Source organism: Actinomadura sp. NBRC 104412, from assembly GCF_030269515.1.
In the GTDB taxonomy this organism is placed as follows: domain Bacteria; phylum Actinomycetota; class Actinomycetes; order Streptosporangiales; family Streptosporangiaceae; genus Spirillospora.
In genome coordinates this window covers 20,862-36,680 of record NZ_BSTM01000026.1, presented here as the reverse complement: position 1 = coordinate 36,680, position 15,819 = coordinate 20,862, and the positions used below count along the sequence as shown (strand labels likewise).

General features: G+C 71.8%; 14 protein-coding genes. 7 read left to right on the top strand and 7 right to left on the bottom strand.

What is annotated here, in order from left to right; genetic code table 11:
- Nucleotides 1-37 precede the first annotated feature (37 nt).
- The 3 genes from ulaA to hrpA all read right to left on the bottom strand — a co-directional run bounded on the left by ulaA (nt 38) and on the right by hrpA (nt 6,507).
- Nucleotides 38-1,468 (bottom strand): PTS ascorbate transporter subunit IIC, encoded by a 1,431-nt coding sequence (gene ulaA / locus QSK21_RS27150; RefSeq protein ID WP_285700026.1) that lies wholly within the window; start codon nt 1,466-1,468, stop codon nt 38-40.
- 118 nt (nt 1,469-1,586) lie between these two features.
- Nucleotides 1,587-2,318 (bottom strand): GntR family transcriptional regulator, encoded by a 732-nt coding sequence (locus QSK21_RS27145; RefSeq protein ID WP_285700025.1) that lies wholly within the window; start codon nt 2,316-2,318, stop codon nt 1,587-1,589.
- A gap of 145 nt (nt 2,319-2,463) precedes the next feature.
- Complete coding sequence (hrpA, locus tag QSK21_RS27140; protein WP_285700023.1) at nt 2,464-6,507, bottom strand: ATP-dependent RNA helicase HrpA; 4,044 nt, start codon at nt 6,505-6,507, stop codon at nt 2,464-2,466.
- A gap of 214 nt (nt 6,508-6,721) precedes the next feature.
- Between hrpA and QSK21_RS27135 the strand changes: the two genes are divergently transcribed.
- On the top strand, nt 6,722-8,158 hold the full coding sequence (locus tag QSK21_RS27135) for a serine/threonine-protein kinase (RefSeq protein ID WP_285700022.1): 1,437 nt from the start codon (nt 6,722-6,724) through the stop codon (nt 8,156-8,158).
- A 49-nt stretch (nt 8,159-8,207) separates the two neighbouring features.
- Here QSK21_RS27135 and QSK21_RS27130 read toward each other — a convergent pair whose 3' ends face one another.
- Entirely contained in the window at nt 8,208-8,561 is a 354-nt protein-coding gene (locus QSK21_RS27130) for a CCDC90 family protein (protein ID WP_285700021.1), read from the bottom strand.
- A 124-nt stretch (nt 8,562-8,685) separates the two neighbouring features.
- Here QSK21_RS27130 and QSK21_RS27125 point away from each other — a divergent pair, with 124 nt between their 5' ends.
- On the top strand, nt 8,686-8,880 hold the full coding sequence (locus tag QSK21_RS27125; protein ID WP_285700020.1) for a hypothetical protein: 195 nt from the start codon (nt 8,686-8,688) through the stop codon (nt 8,878-8,880).
- A 129-nt stretch (nt 8,881-9,009) separates the two neighbouring features.
- Nucleotides 9,010-9,483, top strand: coding sequence for a carboxymuconolactone decarboxylase family protein (locus tag QSK21_RS27120; protein WP_285700019.1), 474 nt, complete (start codon nt 9,010-9,012; stop codon nt 9,481-9,483).
- A gap of 86 nt (nt 9,484-9,569) precedes the next feature.
- Here the strand turns inward: QSK21_RS27120 and QSK21_RS27115 are convergent, their stop codons facing one another.
- Together QSK21_RS27115 and QSK21_RS27110 are read right to left on the bottom strand one after the other, a co-directional pair.
- Entirely contained in the window at nt 9,570-10,478 is a 909-nt protein-coding gene (locus tag QSK21_RS27115; protein WP_285700018.1) for an SDR family oxidoreductase, read from the bottom strand.
- Complete coding sequence (locus QSK21_RS27110) at nt 10,475-11,248, bottom strand: SDR family oxidoreductase (RefSeq protein WP_285700017.1); 774 nt, start codon at nt 11,246-11,248, stop codon at nt 10,475-10,477. The genes QSK21_RS27115 and QSK21_RS27110 overlap by 4 nt, the downstream gene beginning before the upstream one ends.
- 56 nt (nt 11,249-11,304) lie before the next feature.
- On the opposite strand from QSK21_RS27110, the gene QSK21_RS27105 reads away from it, so the two are divergent.
- Genes QSK21_RS27105 through QSK21_RS27090 form a run of 4 tightly spaced genes read left to right on the top strand, consistent with a single transcriptional unit; the run spans nt 11,305 to nt 14,781 of the window.
- Nucleotides 11,305-12,057, top strand: a complete 753-nt coding sequence (locus QSK21_RS27105) for an enoyl-CoA hydratase family protein (protein ID WP_285700015.1) — start codon at nt 11,305-11,307, stop codon at nt 12,055-12,057.
- Between the two features lie 47 nt (nt 12,058-12,104).
- On the top strand, nt 12,105-12,965 hold the full coding sequence (locus QSK21_RS27100) for a CoA transferase subunit A (protein WP_285700014.1): 861 nt from the start codon (nt 12,105-12,107) through the stop codon (nt 12,963-12,965).
- Entirely contained in the window at nt 12,962-13,684 is a 723-nt protein-coding gene (locus tag QSK21_RS27095) for a CoA-transferase subunit beta (RefSeq protein ID WP_285700013.1), read from the top strand. The genes QSK21_RS27100 and QSK21_RS27095 overlap by 4 nt, the downstream gene beginning before the upstream one ends.
- Nucleotides 13,681-14,781, top strand: coding sequence for an NAD(P)H-dependent flavin oxidoreductase (locus tag QSK21_RS27090; RefSeq protein ID WP_285700012.1), 1,101 nt, complete (start codon nt 13,681-13,683; stop codon nt 14,779-14,781). The genes QSK21_RS27095 and QSK21_RS27090 overlap by 4 nt, the downstream gene beginning before the upstream one ends.
- Here the strand turns inward: QSK21_RS27090 and QSK21_RS27085 are convergent.
- The gene (locus tag QSK21_RS27085) at nt 14,778-15,746 is read right to left on the bottom strand and encodes an aldo/keto reductase (protein WP_285700121.1); all 969 of its coding nucleotides are present in this window, start codon (nt 15,744-15,746) and stop codon (nt 14,778-14,780) included. The two genes, QSK21_RS27090 and QSK21_RS27085, sit on opposite strands and share 4 nt — an antisense overlap.
- Nucleotides 15,747-15,819 lie beyond the last annotated feature (73 nt).

The following is a 15,819-nucleotide window of genomic DNA, read 5'->3' as shown; positions in this document are numbered from 1 at the left end:
GCCCGCCCCCGCCGGGGACGGCCGCGCCGGTCCCGTCTCACGCCTGGCCGGTGGCGGAGGCGGAGCCGCTGGTCTTCTCCTCGGCGACCTCGCGCCGTTCCCTGCGTCCCAGGATCAGCAGGACGCCGGCGGTGACGGCGAGCGCCACGACCGGAACGGCCCAGATGGACGCGCCGCCGAGGACGGGGTCGAACGCCTTGAGCAGCCAGGCGATGGCGTACCAGTCGGGGTCGGCCAGGGTCGCCAGCTCGGGAGCGGTCCGGTCGAACAGGCTCCAGGTCACCGCCTGCCCGATGGCCAGCACCAGCCCGGTGATCGCCCCGCCGATGACCGCGCCGCGCCATCCGGCCACCACGTTGCCGAACACCGCCACCGGGCCGCCCACGAAGAACAGCATGATCATGGGCGGGGCCAGGGTGAACCAGTCGGCCGCGGCGAAGATGCCGAGGCAGGCCAGGAACACCAGCAGCGCGGAGACGAACCCGACCATCACCGCGGTGGGCGCGGTCGGGAAGATGGTCGGCGAGTCCAGGGCGGGACGGGTGCCGGGGATCACCCGGTCGCTGAAGCCCTTGAACGCGGGCACGATCTCGGCCAGGAACATCCGCACGCCGTACAGCAGGATCGCGATGCCGCCCGCGAACCGCAGCGCCACCAGCAGCGCCCACACCCAGGTCGAGAGCTTGGCGTCCATCTCCGCGGCCAGCTTGTCGACCACCTGGTCGTCGGCCAGCGCCACCGCGACCAGCATGATGACGCCGATGACCAGGGCGGTGCTGACGTTGACGTCCTTGAAGAAGGAGAGCTGCCGGGGCAGCTTCAGCCGCTCGGTGTCGTGCTTCTCGCGGCTCCCGAACGGGCGTGCCACGTAGCCGGTGACCAGCGCGGCCAGCGAGCTGGTGTGCGCGTACCCGAACCGGTCGTCGGGCATCACCTTCCGCATCAGCGGGCGCATCCACAGCGGCTGGAGCGTCCAGTACGCGGCCACGAGCCCGGCGCCGCACAGCACCAGCGTCAGCTGGTTGGCGTCCGGCGCGACGGTCACCAGCGAGGCCACCACCACGGTGCTGATCCAGAACATCAGATGCCCGGTGAGATACAGGTACCTGGCCGCCGGGAACAGCCGGACGATCAGCACGTGCAGCAGGAACGCCACGGTGATGACCAGCGCGATCGTCCCGCCCTGCGAGCCGAGGAACGCGTCCAGGGTGTTGTCCGACTTGGGCGGGGTCGTACCGGTCGCGCTGGCCAGCACCGTCTGGAAGCTGGTCAGGCCGCCGGCGAAGATCTCCACGCCGATGAACAGGACGACCACGCCGACGGTGGCGCGCAGCGCGCCGGCGAGGGTGTCCTCGAACCGGCGGCGCTGGAGCAGCAGGCCGGCCAGCGTGATCAGGCCGATGAGGATGGGGACCTGGCCGAAGACGTTGTCGGCCAGGAAGGTGAGGATGTCCTTGATGATGTCCATGTGCCTGGACTCCGTTCCTGCGGTGGTGCACCGTTCCCGGCCGGTCGCAAGTGCGCCGGGTGGCGGGGACGGTCGGGGGTCGTGAGACGAAACGGATGGGATGCGTCGCTTCGGCGGGTCAGTTCGGAGGAGGGCGCAGTTCGATCTCCAGCCGGTAGCGGTCTCCCCGGTAGACCGACCGGACGTACTCCACCGGAGCGCCCGCGTCGTCGCGGGTGACGCGTTCGAAGAGGAACGCGGGGGCGTGCACGGGCACGCCCAGGACCTCGGCCTCCTCCGCCGTGACGACCGTCGGCTCGATCGTCTCGCGGCCGGAGGCGAGGACGACGCCGTGCTCGCGCAGCAGGGCGTAGAACGACCGTCCTTCCAGATCCTCGCGGCGCAGCTCCGGCAGCAGCGCCCTGGGCATGTAGAGCGTCTCGATCGCCATGGTGGCGCCGTCGGCGAGCCGGAGCCGCCGAATGGTCAATACCTCTTCCCCGGGTGAGAGGGCCAGCCGGCGGCCGATCTTCGGGCCGGCGGCGCCGACGCGGAACGACAGCACCCGGCCGCCGGGGCGCATCCCCCTTTTGATCATGTCCTCGGTGAAGGACGACATGGTCAGCGGTACCGCGATGCGGGGTTCGGCGACGTAGGTGCCGCTGCCGTGGCGCCGGTCGAGCAGGCCCTCGGCGGCCAGCTCGTCGATCGCCGCGCGCAGCGTCGGGCGGGACACCCCGAGCTCCTCGGCCAGCCTGCGCTCCGACGGCAGCGCGTCGCCGGCCTCCAGCCCGTCCAGCATGGCCAGCAGCTCACGGCGTACGGCCCGCCGTTTCGTGGTCGCGGGGCCGGAACCGTCTGCGGATCGCACGCCGATCACCTCCCCATTCCTTCGGTTCGATGGCAAACCCAAGGTTATGCGTCCGGTCTGGACTGGTCAATACCACTTTGGACCGTTCTGGGGCAGGTCAAGCGTTCTGGGGCAGGCAGAGGTTCTGGAGCGGGCAAGAGGCGGGTCAGCGTGCCGGCTGCGCGGTGGCCATCGCCTTGCGGATGCGCTTGTCCGACACGGGGTAGCGCGTGCCGAGCTGCTGGGCGAAGAGGCTGACCCGCAGCTCTTCCAGCATCCAGCGGATCTGCCGTACCCGCTCGTCGTCGCGGCGGGCGGGAGGCAGCCGCCGGACGAACCGCTCGTACTCGGCGTCCAGCGTCGCGGCCTGCTGCATGAGCTGCCGGTCGCGGCCGGGGTTCTCGGGCAGCTTGTCCAGCCTGATCTGCAGGGCGCGCAGGTAGCGGGGCAGGTCGGGCAGCCGGTACCGGCCGGTCTCGGTGACGAACCCGGGATGGATCAGCCGGCCCAGCCGTTCCCGGACGTCGGTCAGCGCCGGGACGAGGGTGAGGCTGGTGGTGCCGCGCAGCCGCCGGTCGACCTCGTGCGCCTCGGCCAGGATCCGCTCCACCAGCGCCACGATGGCGGCGGTGGCGTCGTACAGGTCGGCGCGGACCCGGTCGTAGAGGGCGCGGAACCCCGCCTCGTCCCATGCCGGTCCCCCGGCCTCGGCGATGAGCTGGTCGGCGGCGGCGGTCACGCAGTCGTCGAACAGCGCCGCGACCGAGCCGTGCGGGTTGTGGCTGAGCGCGAGCTTGCCCTGGTTGGTCAGGCCGCCCTGGATCTGCTTGACCGGGGACGGGGCGTTCAGCAGGATCAGCCGCCGTGTGCCCCGCCACATGGCGGAGCGCTGCTCGGCCTCGGTCTCGTACATGCGGACCGCGACGCTGTCGCCCTCGTCGGTCAGCGCGGGGAACGCCTTCACCTCGTACCCCGCCTGCCTGCGCCGGTAGGTGCGGGGCAGCTCGCCGATCGTCCATTCGCGGAGCCCGGCGCGCTCGACGCCCTCGGCGGTCGCGGCCCTGGACAGCGTGCCGCGCACCCTGTCCTTGAGGCGGCGCTTGAGCTCGTCGAGGTCGGTGCCCTCGGCGAGGGTCCGCCTGCGCTCGTCCACCACGCGGAACGTGATCCGCAGGTGGGACGGGAGGCGGCTCAGGTCCCACGCCTCGCGGGCGACGGTCACGCCGGTCATGTCGCGCAGTTCGCGCTCCAGGGCGTCCAGCAGCGGCTCGGTCCGGGGTTCGAGGCGTTCCAGCAGCTTGCGCGCGTAGTCGGGGGCCGGGACGAAGTTGACCCGGAGCTGCTTGGGCAGCGAGCGGATCAGCTCGGTCACCAGCTCGGCGCGCAGGCCCGGCACCTGCCACTCGAAGCCGTCCGGGCGTACCTGGTTGAGCACCTGCACCGGGATGTGGACGGTCACGCCGTCGGCGTCGCTGCCCGGCTCGAACTGGTAGGTGAGCCGCAGCGTCAGCGGCCCCTGCCGCCAGGTGCCGGGATAGTCGGCCTCGCTGACGTCGCCCGCGTGCCGGTTGATGAGCATCGACTTCTCGAAGCTCAGCAGGTCCGGGTCGGTCCGGCTCGCCTTCTTCCACCAGGAGTCGAAATGGCGGCCGGAGACCACGTCCTCGGGCACGCGCTCGTCGTAGAAGTCGAACAGGGTCTCGTCGTCCACGAGGATGTCGCGGCGCCGGGCCCGGTGCTCCAGCTCCTCGACCTCCTCCAGCAGCGCGCGGTTGTCGTGGAAGAACCGGTGATGGGTCTCCCAGTCCCCGCCGACCAGGGCGTGCCGGATGAACAGCTCCCGTGACAGCTCCGGGTCGATGCCGCCGTAGTTGACGCGGCGCTGCGCCACGATCGGCACGCCGTACAGCGTGACCTTCTCGTACGCCATCACCGCGGCCTGCCTCTTGGACCAGTGCGGCTCGCTGTAGGTGCGTTTGACCAGGTGACCGGCCAGCGGCTCGACCCAGGCGGGGTCGATCGCGGCGTTGATGCGGCCCCAGAGCCGGGAGGTCTCCACCAGCTCGGCCGACATCACCCAGCGCGGCGGCTTCCGGAACAGCGCCGAGCCGGGGAACAGGGCGAACTTCGCGCCGCGCGCGCCCAGGTATTCGGTCGACCGGCGGCGCCGGGCGCCCTCGTCCTTCTTGCCGTCGGTGTCCATGAGGCCGATGTGCGACAGCAGGCCGGACAGGAGCGCGATGTGGATGCGGTCCGGCGGCGCGTCGGTGCCGTTGGGCGTGATGCCGAGGGACTGGGCGACCTGCTTGAGCTGGGAGTGCAGGTCCTGCCATTCGCGGATGCGCAGGTAATGCAGGAACTCGTTCTTGCACATCCGCCGGAACTGGCTGCCCGACAGCTCGCGCTGCCGCTCGCGCACGTAGTTCCACAGGTTCAGGTAGGCGAGGAAGTCGGAGGTGGGGTCGGCGAAGCGGCGATGCTTCTCGTCCGCGGCCTGCTGGTGCTCGGCGGGACGCTCGCGCGGGTCCTGGATCGACAGCGCCGCCGCGATGATCAGCACCTCGCGGACGCAGCCGTTGGCCTCGGCCTCCAGCACCATCCGCCCGAGCCTCGGGTCGATCGGGAGCTGTGCCAGCCGCCGTCCCAGGGCGGTGAGCCGCTTGCGCGGGTCCTTCTCGGACGGGTCCAGCGCGCCGAGCTCGTGCAACAGGTCGACGCCCGCCTTGATGTTGCGCCGGTCCGGCGGTTCCACGAACGGGAACGCGCCGATGTCGCCCAGCCCCAGCGCCGTCATCTGCAGGATGACCGACGCCAGGTTGGTGCGCAGGATCTCCGGCTCGGTGAACTCGGGGCGGGACTCGAAGTCCTCCTCCGAGTACAGGCGGATGCAGACGCCCTCCGACACCCGCCCGCAGCGGCCCTTGCGCTGGTTCGCGGACGCCTGCGAGATCGGCTCGATGGGCAGGCGCTGCACCTTGAGCCGATGGCTGTACCGGGAGATGCGTGCGGTGCCGGGGTCGATCACGTACTTGATGCCCGGCACGGTCAGCGACGTCTCGGCGACGTTGGTGGCCAGCACGATCCGCCGGCCGCGATGGGGCTGGAAGACGCGGTGCTGCTCGGCCGCCGACAGCCGCGCGTACAGCGGCAGGACCTCGGTCTCCTCGCGGCGCCCGCGCAGGTGCTTGGCGAGCGCGTCGGCGGTGTCGCGGATCTCCCGTTCGCCGCTGAGGAAGACCAGCACGTCGCCGGGGGGTTCCAGGGACAGCTCGTCCACCGCGTCCAGGATCCCCTGGATCTGGTCGCGGTCGGGGTCGGCCCGCGGGTCCTCCGGATCGACCTGTCCCATCTGGGGGGGCGACCCCCCAGACCCCCCAGACCCCCCGGAACCACCGGCTGCGCCGGCATTCCTCGCTTCGCTGCGGATGCCGGCGAGCGGCCGGTAGCGCACCTCGACCGGGTACGTCCGGCCGGACACCTCCACGATCGGCGCGTCCCCGAAGTGCCGGGAGAAGCGCTCGGGGTCGATGGTCGCCGAGGTGATGATCACCTTGAGGTCCGGCCGCCGCGGCAGGATCTCCTTCACATAGCCCAGCAGGAAGTCGATGTTGAGGCTGCGCTCGTGCGCCTCGTCGATGATCAGCGTGTCGTAGCGGCGCAGCAGCCGGTCGGTCTGGATCTCGGCCAGCAGGATGCCGTCGGTCATCAGCTTGACCAGCGTCCCGTCGCTCGACCTGTCGGTGAAGCGCACCTTGTAGCCGACCGTCTCGCCCAGCTCGGTGCCCAGCTCCTCGGCGATCCGGGTGGCGACGGTGCGGGCCGCCAGCCGGCGCGGCTGGGTGTGGCCGATCGAGCCGAGCACGCCGCGGCCCAGCTCAAGGCAGATCTTGGGGAGCTGGGTGGTCTTGCCGGACCCGGTCTCACCGGCCACGATCACCACCTGGTGGTCGCGGATCGCCGCGGCGATGTCGTCCCGCCGCCAGCTGACCGGCAGCTCCTCGGGATAGGTGATCGCCGGGACGGCCGCGCGCCGCCGCTCCACCCGCCGCTCGGCCGTCTCGATCTCGGCGGCGATCTCCTCCGCGACCCGCTCGCGGCGCCGGGCGTCGCGCAGCTTCTGCGTCCCGTCGATGCGGCGGCGCAGCCGGTGCCGGTCGAGCGTCATCAGCTCCGGCAGGCGCGCGCGCAGGTCGGCGAGCGGCGAACTCACAGGCGTCCTCATCAGGTCGTCGGCAACTCAACAATAGGATCCCGGCGCACCGTAGCCGTCGCGCACGGCCCGGGGCGATCGATTTTCCACGGGTCCGCCACCTGCAACGCCGCCGAATCGATCACCATTCCTGTCGCCCGCGGTGATGGCCCGCGGGTGAGGGAAAGGGCGACCCGGCCCGCGACCCGGCCCCCATCGTTCATCATGGGCAGACATGGGGACTCCGAGCGCGGCGGGACGCTACCGGATCGACCGCTTGCTGGGTTCGGGCGGGTTCGCCTCGGTCTGGCTGGGCCACGACGCGGAACTGGACTCGCCGGTCGCGGTCAAGATCCTCGCCGATCACTGGACGCTCCGCGAGGACGTGCGGGAACGGTTCGTCCGGGAGGCGCGGCTGCTGCGGCGCGTCGACTCGCACCGGCTGGTCCAGGTGTTCGACATCGGGGAGCTGGACGACGGCCGCCCCTACTTCGTGATGACCTACGCCGACCGGGGCACCCTGGAGGAACGGCTGGCCTCCGGGGCGCCACCGCTGAACGAGGCGCTGCGGCTGACCCTGGAGATCGCCGAGGCCGTGCGGACGCTGCACGAGCGCGGCATCGTGCACCGCGACCTGAAGCCGTCCAACGTGCTGATCCGCTCCACGCCGGACGGCGGCGACCGGATCATGCTGTCGGACCTGGGCGTCGCCCGCACCGGCGACCGGCTGTCCAGCCTGACGCTGCCCGCGGGCTCCCCCGGCTACATGGCGCCGGAGCAGACGCAGATCGACGGCGCTCCCGACCAGCGCTCCGACGTGTACGGGCTGGGCGCCCTCACCTATCACCTGCTGACCGGCGAGCCACCGGGCGAGCGGCGGCGCCCGCCCAGCGCCGTCCGGACGACGATCCCGCCGTCGGTGGACGCGGTCGTGCTGCGCGCCATGGAGCCCGACCGGGACGCCCGGTGGCCGACGGTCGCGGCGTTCGCCGAGGCCCTCGCCCGTATCACCAGCAAGATCGATACCGATCCGCTCGCGCGCCGCGGGGCCGTCCCTCGTCCGCGTCCGGGGCGGCGCCGGATCCTGGTGATCTCGGGAGGCGCGGCCGGTGCCGCCCTGGCGGCCGTGCTCGCCGTCGCCATCGGCGCGGACACGGACGGAGGAGGGACGGCCACGGCCGGGCCGAGCGTCCAGATCGCCGATCCGCGGGGACGCTGGTTGCGCACGGACGCGGGCATCCCGCCGCGGTACCGGGGTCTGATCATCAAGGCGGGCCGATGGTGCGACATGGAGGGCCTGTCCCCCGCGCTGATCGCGGCGATGCTCAAGGCGGAGAGCGGCTTCGACCCGGCCCTGTCCGACCCCGGCAAGGACGAGTACGGCATCGCCCGGTGGACCCCGCGCGTCCTCGTCCATTGGCAGCCGGGCGGTATGAGCAGCCCCGAGCCCCGCCCGGAGGACATCACGCCCGAGCTGTCGATCCCGGCGATGGGCCGTTTCCTGTGCTACTGGGGCAAGGACCTGGCGAACGTCCCGGGCGATCCGGCCCTCAACCTGGCCGCCGCCTACCGGAGCTCGGCCCGCAGGGTCCGCGAGGCCAACGGCGTCCCACCCGAATTCAAGCCGTACACAGAAAAGGTCCGCCAGAACATCCAGGCTTTCCAGCCCTGACACAACAAAGCCCCCGGGAACACTCCCCAGGGGCCTGTTCAACTCGCCGCTACCGCATCACACCTTCGGACTTGGCGACCAGGCGCGCCAGGATCCGGCCCTGCTCCTCCTGCCGGGCGGCGATCTTACCGATCTCACCCAGGAGAAGATTGAAGCCCGACTTCATCTCCTCTCGGAGCTCCTGCCTGACCGAGCCGACCTCCTGCCTGACCGAGCCGACCTCCTGCCTGACCGAGTCGACCTCCTGCCTGACCGAGCCGATCTCCTGTCCGAGCTCGTGTTTGATCTCCTGCCTCAGCAAGCCCAGCTCCCGCTGGAGGTCGTCCTTCGTGACCAGGTTCTTGAGGTCGTCCTTGGTCACCAGGTCAGCGAGCGTGACCTGCTCGAGGGGCTTCGACGCCATGAGGGGATGCTACCTCTTCTCCGTGTTCCCGTTGGGCCCGCCGGTTGGCGGGAGTTCCAACTCTGCCACGTCTCCGAGACGCTCCGTGCCCAGATGACTACCTTGTGAAAACGACGGATTATTCGTGAAGACGGTCAGTGCAGGTCGAGGGCACCCGTCGTTCGAGACCGGGCACGCGGTGATCTGCGGGGAGAGTGGACGCAGCCTCGGCTCGTTCGCTTCCGCGGAGCACGCCCGCCGTCTCTACGCCCGCAGGAGGGAGGTCATCCTCGTCTGGATCGACGGGCATGTCCCCTCGCCCGATCGGGACGCGCTGTAGACGGGCATGCGAAACAGCGTGGTGCGAACAGGCGGCGTTGGCGAACTCACATGCCTTCACACGTCACATCCGGACGGGGTGTCCCGTCGTGCCGGGTGAAGGTGACTACAACGACGAAGGAGCGCACCAATGGACGCCCGTTTGAACCTGTTCGCCAGCCCGACCGCGGGCAGGGCTCTTAAGCACCTGATCTCGATGAACAAGGTGGTCTCGGAGACGGAGCTGCCCGCCGCCACGCAAGAACTTGTGAAGATCCGTGCAAGCCAGATCAACGGCTGCGGCTACTGCCTCGACATGCACACCAAGGACGCGGCGGCGGCCGGTGAGAGCCCGTTGCGTCTCAGCCTGGTCGCGGCGTGGCGGGAGGCCACGGTTTTCACCGAGGCCGAGCGGGCGGCGCTGGAGCTGGCCGAGGAGGGGACTCGCCTCGCCGACGCGGCCGGCGGGGTCTCCGACGAGGTCTGGGCGAACGCCGCCAAGCATTACGACGAGGAACAGCTCGCCGCCCTGGTGTCGCTGATCGCGGTCATCAACGCCTTCAACCGGGTGAACGTCATCACCCGGCAGCCCGCCGGGGACTACCAGCCCGGCCAGTTCGACTGACCGTCTCCGAGGCGGCTCGGGACCCCCGCCGGTCCCGGGCCGTGCCGGTGCGTGCTCGGTGTGGTGGTGCTCGGGGACCGCTCTCCTCAGGACGCGCCGTAGACGGGTTCGGGGGTGGGGGCCTGGGCGAGGAGTTCGGTGACGGCCTGGCCCACGTCGGCCGGGTCCCAGCGGGCGCCCTTGTCGATGGACGGGCCGTGGCGGAAGGCGTCCATGACGCACAGCCTGCCGCCTTCGACCTCGAAGACCCGTCCGGTGACGGCGCGGGACCCGGCGGAGCCGAGCCAGACGACCAGGGGTGAGACGTTCTCGGGTGCCATCGCGTCGAACTCGCCCTCGGCGGGCCTGGCCATGGTCTGGGCGAAGACCTCCTCGGTCATCCGGGTGCGGGCGGCGGGCGCGATCGCGTTGACGGTGACGCCGTACCGGCCCAGTTCGGCGGCGGCCACGAGGGTGAGGCCGACGATGCCGGCCTTGGCCGCCGAGTAGTTGGCCTGGCCGACGCTGCCCAGCAGGCCCGCGCCGGACGAGGTGTTGACGACACGGGCGTCCACCGGGCGGCCCGCCTTGCTCTCGGCGCGCCAGTACCGGCCGGCGTGCTTGAGCGGGAGGAAGTGGCCCTTGAGGTGGACGCGCATGACCGCGTCCCATTCCTCCTCGGACAGGTTGACCAGCATCCGGTCGCGCAGGAACCCGGCGTTGTTGACCAGGACGTCGAGGCGGCCGAACGCGTCGAGGGCGGTGGCGACCAGGGCGGTGGCGCCGTCCTCAGTGGCGATGTCGTGGGGGCTGGCCACGGCCTCACCGCCCAGCTCCCGGATCTCCGCGACGACCTCCTCGGCGGGCGCGGAGGTGGCCTCGCCCGTGCCGTCGCGGGCCACGCCCAGGTCGTTGACGACGACCCGGGCGCCCTGGCGGGCGAACTCCAGCGCGTGGGCGCGGCCGAGGCCGCGACCGGCCCCGGTGACGGCGACGACACGGTCCTTGCAGATCACTGGGGGTCCTCCTTGTTCACGGTGGCGGCGTCGAGGAAGGCCGGGCGCTCCCCTCCGCCGTGCATCACGAGATTCGCGCCGGTGATGTACGCGGCGGCGTCCGAGGCCAGGAACACGCAGGCCGTGCCCACTTCGGAGGGATCGGCGAGGCGGCCCAGCGGGACGGTGCGGCCGACCGCCGCGATCCCCTCCTCGTCCCCGTAGTGCAGGTGCGCCTGCTCGGTGCGGACCATGCCGAGCGTGAGGGTGTTGACCCGGACGTGCGGCGCCCATTCGACGGCCAGGGACGTGGCGAGGCTTTGCAGGCCCGCCTTGGCTGCCCCGTAGGCGGCGGACCCCGGCGACGGGCGGATGCCGCTGACGCTGCCGATCATGATGATGGAGCCGCCGCCCGGACGCTCGCGCAGCCGCGGGTACAGCGCCCGCGACATGATCAGCGGCCCGATCAGGTTCAGCTCGACGATCTTGGCGTGGGTGCGCGCGTCGCCGTCCGCGAGCCGCAGGAACGGGGTGCCGCCGGCGTTGTTCACCAGGATGTCGGCCCGGTCGAGGCCGTCGGCGAAGCGCTGGACGGCGGCGGCGTCCCGGACGTCCAGCGAGGCGAACCTCGCCGTGCGGCCCCCCGCCTCGGGCAGCGCCGGCGGCTCGCGCCGGGCGACCGCGACCACCTCCGCGCCCGCGCCGAGGAGGGCGCGGCTGATGCCGAGGCCGACGCCGCGGACGCCCCCGGTGACCACGGCCGTCCGCCCGCTCAGATCGTGCCCCGGCATGCCGTCCTCCTTCTGCTACCTTCTGTTCTAACAAATGTTTGGTGGAAAGGTAGCGCATGGGAATCTCCACCACGACCCGTCCCGGCGGGGTCGCCGAGATCGTGGTCGACGCGCCGCCGGTGAACGCGCTCACCGTCCGCGGCTGGCACGAGCTCGCGGACGCGGTCACCGCCGCCGGCCGCGACCCCGGCGTCGGCGCCGTCGTGCTCCGGGCCGAGGGGCGCGGCTTCAACGCGGGCGTCGACATCAAGGAGATGCAGTCCACCGAGGGGCACACCGCGCTGGTCGGCGCCAACCGCGGCTGCTTCGCCGCGTTCGCCGCCGTGTACGAGTGCGAGGTCCCGGTCGTGGCCGCCGTCCACGGCTTCTGCCTGGGCGGCGGCGTCGGGCTCGCCGGCAACGCCGACATCGTCGTGGCGTCCGAGGACGCCTACTTCGGGCTGCCCGAGGTGGACCGGGGCGCGCTCGGCGCCGCCACCCACCTGGCGCGGCTCGTCCCGCAGCACCTGATGCGCGCGATGGTCTACACCTGCCGCACCGTCACCGCCGCCGAGCTGCACCACCACGGCTCGGTGCTGGAGGTCGTCCCGCCCGGCGACCTGCGCGTCACGGCGCTGGAGGTCGCCGGGACCATCGCGGCCAAGGACCGGTACGTGATCCGCAGGGCCAAGGAGTCGCTGAACGGGATCGACCCGGTGGACGTCAAGCGCAGCTACCGCTACGAGCAGGGCTTCACCTTCGAGCTGAACCTGGTCGGCGCGGGCGACGAGCACCGGGACGCCTTCCTCCGCAAGGGGGTGCGCGAATGAGCGGCGAGGCCGGCCCGGCGTCGCAGCCGGTTCCGGGAGGGGGCGACATGACCAAGGTGATGTCGATCGACGAGGTCGTGGGCTCGCTGGAGAGCGGGATGACGATCGGGATCGGCGGGTGGGGCTCGCGCCGCAAACCCATGGCGCTGGTCCGCGCGATCTGCCGGTCGGACCTGACCGACCTCACCGTGATCTCCTACGGCGGGCCGGACGTGGGGCTGCTCTGCGCGTACGGCAAGGCCCGCGCGGTCGTGGCCCCGTTCGTGACGCTGGACTCGGTGCCGCTGGAGCCGCATTTCCGCGTCGCGCGCCAGAACGGCACGGTGGCGTTCACCGAGTACGACGAGGGCATGTTCATGTTCGGGCTGTACGCGGCGGCGCACCGGCTGCCGTTCATGCCCACCCCGGCGGGGCTCGGCTCGGACGTGCTGCGGGTCAATCCCGGGCTGAGGACGGTCCGGTCGCCCTACGGGGACGGCGAGGAGCTGATCGCCGTCCCGCCGTTGACGATGGACGTCTCACTGATCCACATGAACCGGGCCGACGCCCGCGGCAACGCGCAGTACCTCGGGCCCGACCCGTACATGGACGACCTGTTCGCCAAGGCCGCCGACCGCACGTACGTGTCGTGCGAGCGGCTGGTCGAGCCCGCCGCCTTCCTGAAGGAGGGGCCCGTCCAGTCGCTGCTGATCAGCCGGTCGCACGTGTCCGGTGTGGTGGAGACCCCGAACGGCGCGCACTTCACGCTCGCGGAGCCCGACCACGCCCGCGACGAGGCGTTCCAGAGGCTCTACGTCCGGTCGGCCGGTGACCCGGAGGAGTGGGCGGCCTTCCGCGACCGCTTCCTGTCCGGGGACGAGGCCGCGTACCAGGAGGCCGTCCGCGCCTGGAGGGAGGAGGCCGAATGAGCACCAGGGCCGAGGTGTGCGCGGTGGCGTGCGCCGAGCTGTTCCGCGGGGACGGGGAGATCGTGGCCGCCGCGGTCAGCGGGACGGTGCCGATGATCGGCTCCCGGCTGGCGCGGGCCACGTTCGAGCCGGGCCTGCTGACCACCGACGGCGGGCCGGCGCTGACCGCCGAGCCGGTGCCCGTGGGCGGGTCGGGCGAGGTGGAGGGCTGGCTGCCGTTCCGGGACCACCTGTGGCTGGTGCTGAACGGGCGGCGGCACGTGGTGCTGGGCGCCAGCCAGATCGACAGGTACGGCAACTCCAACATCTCCTGCATCGGCGACTGGGAGCGGCCGAAGTCGCAGTTGCTGGGCGCCCGCGGCGCGCCGGGCAACACCAAGGTGAACACCACCAGCTACTGGATCCCGAAGCATTCGCCCCGGGTGTTCACCGAGAAGGTCGACTTCGTCAGCGGCATCGGCTGGGACCGCGGCGCGTACGAGATCCGCGCGGTGGTGACGAACCTGGCGGTGCTCGACTTCGCCACCCCCGACCACAGGATGCGGCTGCGCTCGGTGCATCCCGGGGTGAGCGTGGACGAGGTCACCGCCGCCACGGGCTTCGAGCTGGTGATCCCGGACGAGGTCCCCGAGACGCGGTCGCCGACCGAGGAGGAGCTGCGGATCATCCGGGACGTGCTCGACCCGCGCGGCCTGCGTGACCGCGAGGTCGCGCCATGAGCGGCGAGAACGGCGAGAGCGGCGGGCAGGTGCTCGACACCCCGCTGACCCGGCTGGTGGGGGTGCGGCATCCGGTCGTCCAGACCGGCATGGGCTGGGTCGCGGGGCCCCGGCTGGTGTCGGCCGTGGCGAACGCGGGCGGCCTGGGGATCCTGGCGTCCGCGACGATGACGCCCGACCGGCTCGCAACGGCGATCCGGGAGGTCAAGGAGCGCACCGAGGCGCCGTTCGGGGTGAACCTGCGGGCGGACGCCCAGGACGCGGGCGAGAGGATCGACCTGCTGATCAAGGAGGGCGTCAGGGTCGCGTCCTTCGCGCTCGCGCCCAAGCCCGACCTGATCGCCAGGCTCAAGGACGCGGGCGTGGTGGTGATCCCGTCCGTCGGCGCCCGCAGGCACGCGGAGAAGGTCGCCGGGTGGGGCGCCGACGCCGTCCTCGTCCAGGGCGGCGAGGGCGGCGGCCACACCGGGCCGGTCGCGACCACGCTGCTGCTCCCCCAGGTCGTGGACGCGGTGGACATCCCGGTGATCGCGGCCGGCGGCTTCTTCGACGGTCGCGGGCTGGCCGCGGCGCTGGCGTACGGGGCGGCGGGCGTGGCGATGGGCACCCGGTTCCTGCTGACCTCCGACAGCACGGTGCCCGACGAGGTGAAGAAGGTCTACCTCGGCGCGTCCGAGACGGTGGTGACGCGGCAGGTGGACGGCATGCCGCACCGCGTCCTCCGCAGCGACCTGGTGGACGCCCTGGAACGGTCGGGACGCGCGGGCGGCCTGTTGCGCGCGCTCCGCAACGCGGCGCGGTTCCGCCGGATCTCCGGGATGTCGTGGGGCGCGATGCTCGCCGACGGCCGCGCGATGAAGCACGGCAAGGACCTGTCCTGGTCGCAGGTGCTGATGGCCGCCAACACCCCGATGCTGCTGAAGGCCGCGATGGTGGACGGCCGTCCCGACCTCGGGGTGATGGCGTCCGGCCAGGCGGTGGCGCTGATCGACGACCTGCCGAGCTGCGCCGAGCTGATCGACTCGATCGTTACCGGCGCCGCCGAGGCGATCCGCGCGCAGCGCGCCCACCTGGCCGGGACCGGCGAGCGCGGCTAGTAGCGGCTTCCCACCGGCGCCGGGACGGCGTCCAGGGCCGCCAGGTCGGCCTCGCCGAGCGCCACGGAGGCGGCCGCCGCGTTCTCCCTCAGGTAGTGCGGCTTCTTGGTTCCGGGGATCGGGATGACGTGGTCGCCCTGCGCGAGCGTCCAGGCGATCGCCACCTGGGCGGGCGTGACGCCGTGCCGGGCGGCCACGTCCTTGACGACGTCCACGATCCGCAGGTTCGCCTTCAGCGCCTCCTCCTGGAACCGCGGGTTGTGCGCACGGAAGTCGTCGTCCTCGAAGTCGGCGCTGGTGACCGTGCCGGTGAGGAACCCGCGTCCCAGCGGCGAGAACGGGACGAACGTGGCGCCGTTGGCCTTGCACCAGCCCACCACGTCGCCGGAGGTGCCGGTCGTGCCCAGCGCGTCCCGCGTCCACAGCGACAGCTCGGACTGGATCGCGGCCACGGGGTGGACGGCGTGCGCCTCCTCGGCCTGCGCGACGGTGACCTCCGACAGGCCCAGATACCGGACCTTCCCCTCGGTCACCAGCTCGGCCATCGCGCCCCAGGTCTCGGTCAGCGGGACGTCGGGATCGACCCGGTGCAGGTAGTAGAGGTCGATGACGTCGGTGCCGAGGCGGCGCAGGCTGTCGTCGGCCGTCCGCTTCACGTTCCCGGGGGTGCCATCACGGCCCGCTGCGGGACGGGGCCCGCTCTTGCCCACGAGCCCGGTCTTGGTGGCGACGACGGCGCGGTCCCGGTGGCCGCCCGCCAGCGCCTTGCCGAGCAGGGACTCGTTGTGGCCGTTGCCGTACACCTGTGCCGTGTCCAGGAAGGTGACGCCCAGGTCCAGAGCCTCGCGGATCACCGCGATGGAGACGTCGTCGTCACGTTCGGCCAGGTCATAGCCCTGGCTCATGGTCATCAGTCCGAGCCCGACCGCGCCTACCGGAGTGCCGGCGAAGGTACGGGTGGGCATGGATGGAGTGTTGTCGGTCATGCCCATGATCTTCGCCGATGGGCGCGGGGCGACGACAGGCGGCATCCATCAG